Raw genomic sequence first — 12,174 nt, 5'->3', positions numbered from 1 at the left:
GATTGAACAGGGTGATGGCGCCAGCCGGCGCCGGGACTACGAAAGGTGGGCGCCAAAGGCGCGGTCCAGGTCGGCGATAAGGTCGGCGGGATCTTCCAGCCCGATATGGAAGCGGCACATCGGTCCGCGCCCGGACCACGACGACAGGCTGCGCGCGGAAACCATGTTCATGGGCACGACCAGGCTTTCATAGCCGCCCCAGGAGGCGCCGATGCCGAACAGGTCCAGCGCATCGATCATGGCTTCCATGCGGGCGTTGTCGGCCGGCGCAGCGAACTCCACCGACACCAGGCCATTGCTGCCCCGGAAATCGCGCTCGAAGATCTCGCGCTGCGCGCCTTCGGCATAGGCGGCGCAATACACGCGGGCGACGGCCGGATGGCGCTTGAGCCAGCCGGCGACCTCCAGCATGTTCTCCTGGTGGGCGCGCATGCGCACCGGCAGGGTGCGCAGGCCGCGCAGCATCAGATAGGCGTCGTCGGCGCCGACGGTCTGGCCATAGTTGACCTGGGCGGTCTCGAGCTCGGGCCAGGCCTCGCGCGTGGTGACCACGGTGCCCATCATCACGTCGGCGTGGCCGCTGAGGTATTTGGTGGCGGCGATGATGGAGATATCGGCGCCCAGGACCAGGGGCTGGTGCAGCAGGCCCGAGCCCCAGGTGTTGTCCACGGCCAGCAGGCAGCCGTGGCGCTTGGCCAGCGCCGAGACCGCGCGCAGGTCCATCATCTCGTAGACCAGCGAGCTGGGATTCTCCGCGTAGATCATGCGCGTGTTGGGCCGGATCTTGTCGGCCAGGTCGCTGCCGTCGGGCTGGTAGAAATCGTGGCTGATGCCCAGGCGCGCGAGGCTTTGCGCGCACAGCGCGCGCGCCGGCTCGTACACGCCGTCGGTGATGAGCACATGGTCGCCGGCCTTGAGATAGGCCAGCATCACCACCGCGATGGCCGCCAGCCCGGTGGGGAAGACCTTGGCGCGATAGCCGCCTTCGAGCAGCACCAGCGCATCTTCCAGCGCGTAGGTGGAGTCCGTGCCGCGCGCGCCGTAGGAGGGCAGGCGTTCCTGGCCGCGGCGCTGGCGCGTGTCGCGCCATTGGGCCACGCTGTCGAACACATAGGTGCTGGCGCGCGTGACCGGCGTATTGACCCAGCCTTGGTGGGGCCGGCCGGCACGCAGCAACCGGGTGGCGAAGGCCGAGGGGGCCTTGCTCAAGTCCTTGGGCATGTCTGTGCTCACTTGCGCGTCTTAACGCCTATGGCCATCTGCTGGCAGGTGCCCTGCTCCAGGTCGAAGGCCATGCGGCGGTCCAGTGTCTCCAGGGCGCGGCCGTACATATGCAGATGGCGGATGACGTCCTGGCCTTCGATGTGCACGGCATGGATGTCATCGGGCATGAGGGCGATGCCGCTGCCCGGCGCGACCACCACGGTGCCGGTCTGCGCCAGGGTGGCGCGGCCCGGCTGGCTGCCGTCGTCCTGGCGGTCGTAGGTGTAGTTCAGCTCCACGCCCTCGACGGCGGCGATACAGGCCCAGGTCGTATGGTTGTGGGGCACGATTTTCTTGCCCGGGCGCATGACGTTCAGATACAGGGCATACGACTTGTCCTCGTCTTCCTGGATCAGGTAGCGGGCCTGCAGCTCGCCCTCTTCAGGCGCCGGATAACGCTCGGCATTCCACCAGTCCTTGTGCCCGGCCAGGCCGATGAGCTTGTCCAGCGTCCGGGCCAGGGTGGCGCGGTTCTCGCCCTCTTGCGCGAACAAGGTCTTGATCTGGTCGATGGTGGCGCGGATCTCGCCGGCCCCCGGATGGGCTTGCTGCATGGATGGCTCCTGTGGATGAAGGGAACAGGCGCTCACCTTAAAGAGCCGGGGCGGCGGATTCAAATTAGAGTTGCAGCAAAATCCATAAGCGTTGCTAATGAATAGGCACCTCACAGAGGGAAAAGCCGCCGCGCAGCCTTGCCTTCCGTTCATGCCTATCAGGGAAAATCCTAGGTAAAAGTGCCGGCGAAACGCCGCCGGCGGCTTTATGGATTTTGAAGATTTGCTAATACGTGGCGGCGGCGCCCATGGTCAATCGAGAAAGCGCTTGAGGCCGTCGAGCTCGCGCCGCAGCAGGCGGGCCGTCTCCGCCTGGCGCGCGATGGGCATGCGGTCCGTGATGGCGCTCACGCTCATGGCCAGCACCGGCACCCCCTCGGCGCGCGTGAGCGCGCAGCCCACCCCCAGCGCCCCGCTCACGGCGTAGTTCTGCATGACCGCATAGCCGCGCTGGCGCGCATTGACGCGCAGGCGGTCGATCATCTCCGCGCTGATGCCGCCGTACTCCTCCAGCCGGGGGGAGTTGGCGCGCACCACCGCGCGCGCCTCGGCGTCGGACAAGCTGGCCAGTAGCGCCATGCCGGCCGAGCCCACGCCCATGGGGTGCCGCTTGCCCGCATAGCTGGCCAGGATCTGCATGGGGTAGTCGCCGATTTCACGGTGGATGCCGACCGATTCGTTGCCGTCGCGGCCGATGACAAAGACCGCATCGCCCAGCTGGCGCGCCAGCCTGCGGGCCGCCTCGATGGCCGCCACGATCAGGTCCCGGCTCACGCCGGGCGGCGTCCACAGCCGGGCCTGCATGCTGTCGGCGTCGTCGCCGGCATAAAAGCGCTTGCCGGCCTTGTTGCGCGTGACCCAGCCGCTGGCCTCCAGGGCGAGAAAGAGGCGCTGCACATTGACGCGGTCCAGGCCGGTCTGGACCGCGACCTCGGTGGCGCCCAGGCCGGCGGGCGCGGCAGCCTTGAGCAGGCTGAGCACATGCATGCCCTTGAGCAGGGTACGGGGTCCGGAGGATGTCGGCATGGTGGCTGGTCTCGGGATGGTGTGCACTATGTGTACACCTTTGATATGGATCTTGTGCATTTTACGTACTATCCCGATCCATTCGATAAGACACCGGAGACAACTATGCAAGGATCGTGGAGCGGTTGGCTGCGCCAGCCGGTTTTGACGGGCGCGCTGGCCCTCGTGCTGGGCTCGGCCGGGGCCGCCGGGGCGGCCCCGGCCTATCCCGAACGCAGCATCACGCTGCAAGTGGGCTTCGCCGCCGGCGGCCCCACCGACGCCATGGCGCGCATGATCGCCTCGGAGATCGGCACCGAGCTGGGGCAATCGGTCGTGGTGGAAAACAAGCCGGGCGCCGGCAGCAATATCGCCGCTTCGCAGGTGGCCCGCGCCAAGCCCGACGGCTATACGCTATTGATGGTCGCCGTCACCAGCGCCATCAACCAGACGCTATACGACAAGCCGGGCTTCAACCTGGTCACCGACTTCGAGCCGGTGGGCCTGGTTGGCAAGATCCCGAGCGTGCTGGTGGTCAATCCGCAATTGCCGGTGCACAGCGTGCAGGAGCTGGTGGCCTATGCCAAGGCCCATCCGGGCACGCTGACCTTCGGTTCTTCGGGCAACGGCACGTCCATCCATATCGCCGGCGAAATGTTCAAGCGCGCCGCGGGCATCGATGTGACCCATGTGCCGTATCGCGGCAGCGCGCCGGCCGGCGTGGCCGTCATGGCGGGCCAGGTCTCCTATATGTTCGACAACGTGCCCACCGTGTGGCCCTTCGTGCAGACCGGCCGCATGCGCGCGCTGGCGGTGACGACCAAGGAACGCATCGCTTCGGATCCCAAGCTGCCCACCATGGCCGAATCCGGCTTCCCGGATTTCGACGTCTCGTCGTGGTATGGCCTCATCGCGCCGGCCCGGACGCCGCCCGAGGTGATCCGCAGGCTGAACGACGCCTTGCAGAAGGTGATGGCCCGCCCTGATTTCCAGCAGCGCATGACGGGCCTGGGCGTTGTCCTCCAGCCCGGCACGCCGCAGTCTTTCGGCGCCTACATGCAGGCGGAAGTCGAACGCTGGGCGCCCATCGTCAAGGCCTCCGGCGCCCGCAACGAATAAGGACCCCGACATGGTTGGCACAATCAGCAAGTCGGCCCTGAACGGGGTCGTGGTCCTGGACGTCTCGCGCGTGCTGGCCGGCCCTTTCGCCGCCCAGATGCTGGGCGACCATGGCGCCGAGGTGATCAAGGTCGAGTCGTATGACGGCGACGATACGCGCGGCTACGGTCCTCCCTTCGTGGACGGCGACGCGCCCTATTACATCGGCCTGAACCGCAACAAGCAGGACCTGGCCGTGGATCTTTCGCTGCCGGCCGGGCGCGACATCCTCTTCAAGCTGCTCGGAGACGTGGATGTGCTGGTGGAGAACTTCAAGCTGAGCACCTGGCGTAAATGGGGCATAGAGGATCCGGCCGCGCTGGCGCGGCGCTTTCCCAGGCTGATCCACTGCCGGGTCTCGGGCTTCGGCGAGACCGGTCCGATGGGTGGCCTGCCCGGTTACGACGCGGCCGTGCAGGCGATCTCGGGCCTGATGTCGATCAACGGCGATCCGGCGTTGGATCCGGTGCGCATCGGCATCCCCATCGTCGATACCTCCACCGGCATGAACGCCGTCATCGGCGTGCTGCTGGCCCTGTACGAGCGCGAGAAATCCGGCCGGGGCCAGTCCATCGAAGTGACCCTGTTCGACACCGCGCTGGGCATGCTGCATCCGCATACCTCCAATGCGCTCAATGGCGGCAAGTCGGCGCGCACCGGCAACGGGCATCCGAACATCGTGCCTTATGACCTTTATCCCACGCGCACCGAAAAGATGTTCGTGGCCGTGGGTAATGACCGGCAGTTCGCGCGCCTGTGCGACGTGCTGGGCAAGCCGGAGCTGGCGGCCGATGAGCGCTTTCGCCGCAACAGCGACCGCGTGGTCAATCGCGAGGCCCTGCGCCAGGCGCTGAGCGAACAGCTGGCCAAGTTCGACGGCCAGGAGCTGTTCCGCCAATTGATGGACCTGGGCGTGCCTTGCGCGCCCATGCTGAGCGTCGAGCAGGCCTTGGCGCTGGAGCACACCGGCGAGCGCCAGATGTCGGCCCGCATCGGCCAGTACCGCGTCACGGGCATTCCGGTCAAGCTGGACCGCACGCCCGGGGCCCTGCGCCTGCCGCCGCCGGGTATCGGCGAGCACAGCCGGGAGGTCATGCGGCGCTTCGGCTTCAGTGATGCGGATATCGCCGCGGCCATCGATGCGGGCGCGGTGCGCCAGGCTTGACCACGACAACAAAGGAGAAGGCAATGATCAAGATCGAGGAAACCGGCGGCGTGGCCGTGGTCACCTATGACCGGGGCGAGCGCCGCAATGCGCTGTCGCTGCAGGCCATGAACGAACTCATCGACGTGGCGCACCGCTACGCATCGCGCACCGATATCACGGCCATCGTGCTGGCCGGCAGCGCCGAGGGTTTCTCGGCGGGCGTGGATCTCAAGGATCCGCAGCGCTGGGCGCTGGAGGACAAGACGCTGGACGAGCGCCGCTACCTGGCTTCGACCGGCGCGCGCATGTGCAAGGCCTGGGAGAGCCTGCCGCAGCTGACCATCGCCGCCATCGAAGGCTTCAACGTCGGCGGCGGCATCGCGCTGACCCTGGCCTGCGATTGGCGGGTGATGGCGCAAAGCGCCTTTCTCTACGTGCCCGAAGTGCAGATCGGCATCCCGCTGGTGTGGCACACGGTGCCGCGCCTGGTGAACCGGGTGGGCGCCTCGCGGGCCAAGCAGATCATGCTGCTGGGCGAGCGCATGCCGGCCGGGATGGCGCTGGAATGGGGCCTGGCCGATTGGCTGGCCCCGGACGGGGGAGCGGTCGAACGGGCCCGCGCGCTGGCGGCCAAGGTGGCGCAATCGCCCTCGCACGTGGTCAAGATGAGCAAGGAAAGCGTCAACGCCCATGCCAATGCGCTGAACTTCGTCAGCACCTATATGGACGTCGACCAGGCGCTCGTCTGCGGCCAGAGCGCCGAGGCGCGCCAGGCGCGCGAACAATTCAAATAAGGGCGGGAGACAGCCATGCTGAAGAAAGGTCTGCTGGCGCTGCTGCCGCTGGCGCTGCTTTGCCAGGCCGGCGCGGCCCGGGCGCAATGGCCCGAGCGGCCCATCACCTGGGTCGTGCCCTTCGCGGCCGGCGGCCCCATGGACATCGTGTCGCGCCCGGTTGCCAAAAAAATGGGCGACATCCTCGGCCAGGCCATCATCGTGGAGAACCGCAGCGGCGCCGGCGGCGCGCTGGGCATGGACTACATCGCGCGCGCCAAGTCGGACGGCTATGTCATCGGCATCGGCAGCGTGGGTACCCAGACTATCGTGCCCAATGTCACGCGGGCGGCCAAATACGATCCGATCACATCCTTCTCCAACATCGGCCTGCTGGGGCGCTATACCAATGTGCTGCTGGTCAGCTCGCGGCTGCCCATCGCGTCCGTGGCCGACCTGCTGGCGCAGGCGCGGCGGCCCGGGGCCAACGTCACCTATGGATCGGCGGGCCACGGCTCGTCCAACCATCTGTCGGGTGAACTGCTGCGCGCACTGAGCGGCGCGCCGATGACGCATATCCCCTATCGCGGCAGTGCGCCCGCCTTGACGGATCTGCTGGCCGGCAGCACCACCTTCATGTTCGACACCTTCAATACCGCGATGTCGCGCATCCAGTCAGGCGATCTGCGTCCCCTGGCTGTCACCAGCCCCAAGCGCTCGCCCTTCTTGCCCGATGTGCCGACCATGGACGAGGCCGGCATCCGCGGCTACTCGCAGGCCGGCGGCGAATTGTGGTGGGGCGTGGTCGGCCCGGCCGGCATCGCGCCGCCCGTCATGGAGCGGCTGAACGCCGCGCTGCGCGAAGCCCTGGCCTCGCCGCAAGTGCAGCGCCAGCTGAAGGACCAGTATGTCGAGATCTGGAGCAGCACGCCGCAGGCCTTCGGCGACGTGGTCGCCTCCAGCTACCAGAACTGGAAAAAGCTGGTGAAGGACGCCGGCATCGAGGCGGAATAAGCCCGGCGTGGCCTGAGCGGGCCGGACGGGCGGTTGGCCACGCTCCGCCCGCTCAAGCCACGCGGCGCAGCCGCGTGCGCGCCGCGCCCGTGTGGCGGAACAGGTCCTTGGGGTCGTCGGCTTCGGGCACCAGCTGCACGGTCCGGCCGATATCGTGTTCGCGCGATTGCCGCAGCACATAGCGCAGTACCGAATAGTCTTCCAGCGCGAAACCCACCGAGTCGAACACGGTGATTTCCCCGGCATCGCGGCGGCCTTTGATCTGGCCGGCCAGCACGCGCCAGAGATCGGCCACGGGGAAGTCGGCCGGCAGTTGCTGGATGTCGCCCTCGATGCGGGTCTGCGGCTCGTATTCGACAAAGACCGAGGCCGCGCGCAGCACGTCGGCATGCAATTCGGTCTTGCCGGGGCAATCGCCGCCTACGCCATTCAGGTGCATGCCGGGTTCCAGCATGTCGGGCGTGATGATGGTGGCGTAGGCCTTGTCGGCCGTGACCGTGGTCACGATGTCGGCGCCGCGCACCGCTTCGGCCGTCGAGGCCGCGCGCACGATCTTCAGCCCGGGGAAGGCGGACAGGTTGCGGATGAGTTTCTCGGTGGCTTGCGGATCGATGTCGTAGACGCGCAGTTCCTCGATGCCCAGGTGGCAATGGAAGGCCAGGGCCTGGAACTCGCTTTGCGCGCCGTTGCCGATCAGGGCCATGCTGCGGGATCCCGGACGGGCCAGCGCCCTTGCGGCCATGAGCGAGGTGGCGCAGGTGCGCAGCGCCGTGGCCAGCGTAAGCTCGGACAGCAGCACCGGATAACCGGTCTCCACCTCCGCCAGCACGCCGAAAGCCATGACCGTGTACAGGCCGCGCGCCGTATTGCCCGGGTGGCCGTTGACATACTTGAAGGCGTAATCGCGGGCATCCGATACCGGCATCAGCTCGATGACGCCGATGTCGCTGTGGTTGGCCACGCGCGCGCATTTATCAAAATCCGGCCAGCGGATGAAATCGGCCTCGATGGTGTCGGCCAGCTCGCCGATGAAGCGCGGCAATCCGACCTTCTGGATGAGCTGGGACATGGCGGGGACGTCGATGAAACGGGTCATAAGCAAATTCCTGGAGCCGCGGGGCGGCGACCCGGATATTGTCCCCGGGGCCGGCGACCAATTGGAATCAGACAAACTGCGCAGTTCCATACGGGAATTGATCAACTTGCCATGAATCCATGCCAAAGTGATGTTTGTGCTGTGCAAAAAGACATTTTTTGTGTTCCAGGTGCCAGATGCCACCCGCATTGCCGCCGCCGGCCGCCCGATCCGGCAGGCCAGGCGCCACAAGCTGCCGGGCACTCCCTCCAGCGTCTAAGATCGCTTTTTCCCTTGTCCACCTGCTTCCATGGATATTTCCTTGATCCGCGCCACCCCGGCCTTTGCCGCCGACTGGCTGTCCCTGCGCTCGGCGCTATGGCCGGACGCGGTGGCCACCCACGCCAGGGATATCGAAGCCATGCTGCGCCGCCCCGGCGAGTTGGCCGTGCTGGCCTATCGCGGCGGGCGGGCGGTCGGCCTGGCCGAGGCGGCGTTGCGGCGCGACTATGTCAATGGCTGCGAGACCTCGCCCGTGGCTTTCCTGGAGGGCCTGTATGTGGTGCCGGATAGCAGGCGCCAGGGCGTGGGCGCGGCGCTTTGCGCCGAGATCGAGCGTTGGGGGCGCGAGCAGGGATGCCGGGAGTTCGCCTCCGACACGGCCCTGGACAATCACGCCAGCCAGGCGCTGCACCGCAGGCTGGGTTTTGCCGAGACCGAGCGCGTGGTGTTTTTCCGCAAGCCGCTGGCTTGAGCGCCCGCCTGGCCCCTTCGGAAACCCCCTCGCTGGCCCTAGCGCCGCTGTGGCCGGCCGCGCAAAATAGCCAGCTTGTTTCCCCGGACTGCGAGCCATGTACATCCCCGCTCATTTCAAGATCGAAGACCGCGCCGCCCTGCATGGCCTGATGCGGGCGTTCCCGCTGGGCATGCTGGTGACCCACGGCGGCTCGGGGCTGGACGCCAATCACATTCCTTTCGAGCTGGACGAGGCGGCCGGCGCGCTGGGCGTGCTCAACGCGCATGTGGCGCGCGCCAATCCGGTCTGGCAGGACGTCGCCGATGGCGACGAGGTGCTGGTGGTGTTCCGCGCCGAACAGGCCTATGTCTCGCCCAGCTGGTATCCCAGCAAGCACGAGGCGCACCGGCAGGTGCCCACCTGGAACTACCGCGTGGTCCACGCGCGCGGCCGCATCGCCATCCTGGATGACGAGCGCTATGTGCGCGGCGTGGTGGCGCGCCTGACGCGGCGCCACGAGGCCGGCGAGGCGCGGCCCTGGAAGATGACCGACAGCGCGCCGGAGTACATCGACAGCATGTTGCGCGCCATTGTCGGCATCCGGGTCGAGATCACCGCCCTGGAGGGCAAGTTCAAGCTGAGCCAGAACAAGGAAGCGCGCGATATCGCCGGCGCCGGCCAGGCCCTGGTGGAACGCGGCGCCCAAGGCCTGGGCCAGGCCATGCTGGCCTGTGCGCGCGGGAAGTCCGACGGCTGATCAGGCCAGCGGCGGGCGGTGCAGGGCCACGATGTCGCGGCCATCGAGGCGGGGATAGCGCGCCAGCACCGCCGGATCGTGGCCGGGGATGATGTGCTGGGGCGATTCGGCGTACTTGGCCAGGGTTTCGTAGCCGGCCAGCATGTCGGCCACGTTGTACACAATGGGAAAGGGCGCGCCTTCCTGCATGTTGTCGTAGTAATGGCTGGCGTCGGAGGCCAGCACCACCCAGCCGCGCTCGGTGTGCACGCGCACCGATTGCAGCCCTTGGGTGTGCCCCCCGATATGCAGGACCTGCAGCCCGGGCGCGATCTCCTCGTGGCCGTGACAGAAATTGACCCGTTTGTCATAGACGCCGCGCAGCACATCGACCACGTCTTCCACGGCATAGGCATGGCGCAGCGTGTCAAAGCGCATATTGCAGCCGCAGGCATAGTGCATCTCGCTTTCCTGCAAGTGCAGGCGCGCCCGCGGCAGGAGGCGGATATTGCCGGCGTGGTCGTAGTGCAGGTGGGTCACGATGACATCGCTGATGTCCTGCGGCGCCAGGCCGAAGGCGGACAAGGCTTCGATGGGGCAACGCAGGAAGCGCCGGGCCCGCGCGCGGGCGCCGGCTTCATTGAAACCCGTGTCCACCAGGTAGTGGCGCTTGCCGTCGCGCAGCAGCCAGACGTAGTAGTCCATGGGCATGGGGCCGTCATGCGGATCGGGCGGCGTGATGAAGTTCTCGCGCCGGCGGCGGTCCACGGTGGCATAGCGCAAGGCATAGACTTCATAGTTGGGCAGCATCAGCGGGGCTCCAGGCGTTGCAGTTCGGGGCGCAGGTAGTCGAGCAGGCGCGCCGGATGTTCGATCATCGGGAAATGGCCCAGGTCGGGCATGGTGGCGTAGCGCGCGCCCGGGATGAGGGCGGCCACGCGCTGGGAATCCTCGGGCCGGGCCGAATAGTCGTAGGCGCCCGTCAGCAGGCTCACACCGAAGCGCGAGGTATCCAGGCCAGCCAGGTGTTCGGAGGCGTCGAACTCCTCGCTATAGAAGTACAGGTCGCTGCCGTAGACGCCGAAGCCGCCCTGCGAATAGATCCACGCCGCCTCGCGCCGCATCGCCAGTGGGGATTGCGGCGCCATCAGGCCGCGCACATACGAGGGGTTGTGGGCGGCCTGGTTGACCTGGGGGTGGCGCAGCAGCGGGCTGAGGCGGCCGGCGGCCTTGAAGGGCGCTTCCAGCGCGACCACGCCGGCCACATCGCCGGGGCTGCGCGCGGCGAGGTAAAGCGCCATGGCCGCGCCCATGGAGCAGCCCAGCAGCACGCAGGGCCCGCCCACCCATTGGCGGATCACGGCCTGGCAGATGGCGAGGTAGTCGTCGCGGCGCAGGTCGGCCGCCGTCCAGGCGGTGCCGGGCAAGGGGGCGCTGCGCCCATGGCCGGGCATATCGAAGGCGATCATGCGCCAGCGCGCGCGCAGGGCCGGGTCGGCCATCAGGCCGTGGTACTGGCGTGCATCGGCGCCGGCGGTGTGCAGCATGAGCAGCGGCGCGCCCGCGCCGCAGGTCTCGAGGTAGAGGCTGGCCGTGCCCTGGGGCAGCGCGATGTCGGCGTAATGGCCCTGGATGGCGCGGCGGTCGATGCGCATGGCGGGCGCATCCACCTGCCCGCGCAGGATCTCGAACAGGCGTTCCAGGGGATGCAGCGACTGGGCCAGGGCCAGGGCGTCGCCCTTGGCGCTGAAACCCTGGGCAAAGCGCAGGGCGGCGCTGAAAGAATGGTAGCCGGGGGGCGGGGCGGCGCTGAGGATTTTGCGCCAGGTGGCCTGGGGGGCCTGTACCACGATGCGCTGGGCGGGACCGGCCGGCTGGCCCGTCCAGGCCGCCACCCGCTGTCCCTCGCCATCGTCCAGCCAGATGGCGCAGGGCAGGCCGCGCGTGGCGGCCTGGTACTCGCTATCCTGCTGCGCCCGGGCCGCCGCGGCCCGCAACTTCTCGATGATCTCCGTCACTGTCTCCTGCCTCCTCTTGTTGCCGGCGCAACACTTCCAGCGCGGCGCGCTCGGCATTGACGATGTGGTCGCGCGCGGCGGCCTGCGCCCCTTCGGGGTCGCGGGCTTCGATGCGGGCGAAGATGCGGTCGATTTCGGCCAGGCTCTGCGGCAGGCGCTGGGGGCTGGAGAACGACGTGGCGCGCAGCAGGTTGATGCGCGACAGCAGGCCCGGCAGCATGTCCTTGACCAGATCGTTGTCGCAGCCCGAGAGCAGCACTTCATAGAACGCGCGCTTGGCCGCCAGCAGGCCGGCCTGGTCGCCCGAGCCGGCCTGTTCGCGCAGCGCCGCGACCGACAGGCGCAGGCGCTCGATGGCCTCGGCGCTGGCCAGCCGCGCGAACTCGTGCGCCGCATAGCCTTCCAGCAGGGCGCGCAGGGCGTAGAGGTCGCGCGCGGCCTTGGCGGTCAGCCGCACCACGGTCGGGCCGCGGTGCGGTTCGATGGTGATCAGCCGCTCGGCCTCCAGCGTGCGCAGCGCTTCGCGCAGGGTGGGCCGGCTGATGTTCAGCTGTTCGCACAGTTCGTGTTCGCGCAGTTTGTCGCCGCCCTTGAGACGGCCTTGCATGATGGCGGCGCGCAGGTACTCCTCGACGCGCGAGCGCAGCGTGCTGGGCTTTTCGAAAACGGTGTCGGACGGGCGGGCCATGGAATCC

At 67.9% G+C, this 12,174-nt stretch carries 13 protein-coding genes; 6 read left to right on the top strand and 7 right to left on the bottom strand.

What is annotated here, in order from left to right; genetic code table 11:
- Positions 1-36: 36 nt before the first annotated feature.
- From metC to AXA74_RS00380, 3 genes are all read right to left on the bottom strand, one after another.
- Entirely contained in the window at positions 37-1,221 is a 1,185-nt protein-coding gene (gene metC, locus AXA74_RS00390) for a cystathionine beta-lyase (RefSeq protein ID WP_051593989.1), read from the bottom strand.
- A gap of 8 nt (positions 1,222-1,229) precedes the next feature.
- Positions 1,230-1,817, bottom strand: coding sequence for a cysteine dioxygenase family protein (locus tag AXA74_RS00385; protein WP_029578221.1), 588 nt, complete (start codon positions 1,815-1,817; stop codon positions 1,230-1,232).
- A 252-nt stretch (positions 1,818-2,069) separates the two neighbouring features.
- Positions 2,070-2,843, bottom strand: a complete 774-nt coding sequence (locus tag AXA74_RS00380; RefSeq protein ID WP_032959212.1) for an IclR family transcriptional regulator — start codon at positions 2,841-2,843, stop codon at positions 2,070-2,072.
- A gap of 105 nt (positions 2,844-2,948) precedes the next feature.
- On the opposite strand from AXA74_RS00380, the gene AXA74_RS00375 reads away from it, so the two are divergent.
- From AXA74_RS00375 to AXA74_RS00360, 4 genes are read left to right on the top strand one after another with little or no spacing between them, the layout of a single operon-like run.
- Entirely contained in the window at positions 2,949-3,941 is a 993-nt protein-coding gene (locus AXA74_RS00375) for a Bug family tripartite tricarboxylate transporter substrate binding protein (protein WP_032958132.1), read from the top strand.
- Positions 3,942-3,951: 10 nt separating this feature from the next.
- Positions 3,952-5,145, top strand: a complete 1,194-nt coding sequence (locus AXA74_RS00370) for a CaiB/BaiF CoA transferase family protein (protein ID WP_032958127.1) — start codon at positions 3,952-3,954, stop codon at positions 5,143-5,145.
- Between the two features lie 23 nt (positions 5,146-5,168).
- Positions 5,169-5,921: an enoyl-CoA hydratase/isomerase family protein gene (locus AXA74_RS00365; protein WP_029578225.1), complete on the top strand. Its 753-nt coding sequence runs from the start codon at positions 5,169-5,171 to the stop codon at positions 5,919-5,921.
- Between the two features lie 15 nt (positions 5,922-5,936).
- Positions 5,937-6,914, top strand: a complete 978-nt coding sequence (locus AXA74_RS00360) for a Bug family tripartite tricarboxylate transporter substrate binding protein (protein WP_032979477.1) — start codon at positions 5,937-5,939, stop codon at positions 6,912-6,914.
- 52 nt (positions 6,915-6,966) lie between these two features.
- Here AXA74_RS00360 and AXA74_RS00355 read toward each other — a convergent pair whose 3' ends face one another.
- Complete coding sequence (locus AXA74_RS00355; protein WP_029578227.1) at positions 6,967-8,010, bottom strand: ornithine cyclodeaminase; 1,044 nt, start codon at positions 8,008-8,010, stop codon at positions 6,967-6,969.
- Positions 8,011-8,299: 289 nt separating this feature from the next.
- On the opposite strand from AXA74_RS00355, the gene aac(6') reads away from it, so the two are divergent.
- Together aac(6') and AXA74_RS00345 are read left to right on the top strand one after the other, a co-directional pair.
- Positions 8,300-8,743 (top strand): aminoglycoside 6'-N-acetyltransferase, encoded by a 444-nt coding sequence (gene aac(6') / locus AXA74_RS00350; protein WP_126623656.1) that lies wholly within the window; start codon positions 8,300-8,302, stop codon positions 8,741-8,743.
- 97 nt (positions 8,744-8,840) lie between these two features.
- Complete coding sequence (locus tag AXA74_RS00345; RefSeq protein ID WP_029578229.1) at positions 8,841-9,482, top strand: FMN-binding negative transcriptional regulator; 642 nt, start codon at positions 8,841-8,843, stop codon at positions 9,480-9,482.
- Here AXA74_RS00345 and AXA74_RS00340 read toward each other — a convergent pair whose 3' ends face one another.
- The 3 genes from AXA74_RS00340 to AXA74_RS00330 are packed head-to-tail and all read right to left on the bottom strand — an operon-like array spanning position 9,483 to position 12,167.
- The gene (locus AXA74_RS00340) at positions 9,483-10,274 is read right to left on the bottom strand and encodes an N-acyl homoserine lactonase family protein (protein ID WP_080700306.1); all 792 of its coding nucleotides are present in this window, start codon (positions 10,272-10,274) and stop codon (positions 9,483-9,485) included.
- A complete protein-coding gene (locus AXA74_RS00335; protein ID WP_048939805.1) occupies positions 10,271-11,479 on the bottom strand; it encodes an alpha/beta fold hydrolase in 1,209 nt (402 codons plus the stop codon). The genes AXA74_RS00340 and AXA74_RS00335 overlap by 4 nt, the downstream gene beginning before the upstream one ends.
- Positions 11,424-12,167, bottom strand: coding sequence for a GntR family transcriptional regulator (locus AXA74_RS00330; RefSeq protein WP_032958118.1), 744 nt, complete (start codon positions 12,165-12,167; stop codon positions 11,424-11,426). Before AXA74_RS00330 ends, AXA74_RS00335 begins: the two co-directional genes overlap by 56 nt.
- Positions 12,168-12,174 lie beyond the last annotated feature (7 nt).

Origin of the sequence: Bordetella hinzii LMG 13501 (assembly GCF_001548475.1) — a bacterium.
In the GTDB taxonomy this organism is placed as follows: Bacteria; Pseudomonadota; Gammaproteobacteria; order Burkholderiales; family Burkholderiaceae_B; genus Bordetella; species Bordetella hinzii.
Note: the sequence above shows the minus strand (reverse complement) of the source record. Positions and strands in the feature narration are given on the sequence as shown.

What these genes read in the sequence shown, in the direction of transcription:
- AXA74_RS00355 (WP_029578227.1), bottom strand. Translation starts at nt 8,010, where the DNA reads ATGACCCGTTTCATCGACGTCCCCGCCATGTCCCAGCTCATCCAGAAG.
- AXA74_RS00370 (WP_032958127.1), top strand. Translation starts at nt 3,952, where the DNA reads ATGGTTGGCACAATCAGCAAGTCGGCCCTGAACGGGGTCGTGGTCCTG.
- AXA74_RS00345 (WP_029578229.1), top strand. Translation starts at nt 8,841, where the DNA reads ATGTACATCCCCGCTCATTTCAAGATCGAAGACCGCGCCGCCCTGCAT.
- AXA74_RS00365 (WP_029578225.1), top strand. Translation starts at nt 5,169, where the DNA reads ATGATCAAGATCGAGGAAACCGGCGGCGTGGCCGTGGTCACCTATGAC.
- AXA74_RS00360 (WP_032979477.1), top strand. Translation starts at nt 5,937, where the DNA reads ATGCTGAAGAAAGGTCTGCTGGCGCTGCTGCCGCTGGCGCTGCTTTGC.
- AXA74_RS00380 (WP_032959212.1), bottom strand. Translation starts at nt 2,843, where the DNA reads ATGCCGACATCCTCCGGACCCCGTACCCTGCTCAAGGGCATGCATGTG.
- metC (WP_051593989.1), bottom strand. Translation starts at nt 1,221, where the DNA reads ATGCCCAAGGACTTGAGCAAGGCCCCCTCGGCCTTCGCCACCCGGTTG.
- AXA74_RS00330 (WP_032958118.1), bottom strand. Translation starts at nt 12,167, where the DNA reads ATGGCCCGCCCGTCCGACACCGTTTTCGAAAAGCCCAGCACGCTGCGC.
- AXA74_RS00385 (WP_029578221.1), bottom strand. Translation starts at nt 1,817, where the DNA reads ATGCAGCAAGCCCATCCGGGGGCCGGCGAGATCCGCGCCACCATCGAC.
- AXA74_RS00375 (WP_032958132.1), top strand. Translation starts at nt 2,949, where the DNA reads ATGCAAGGATCGTGGAGCGGTTGGCTGCGCCAGCCGGTTTTGACGGGC.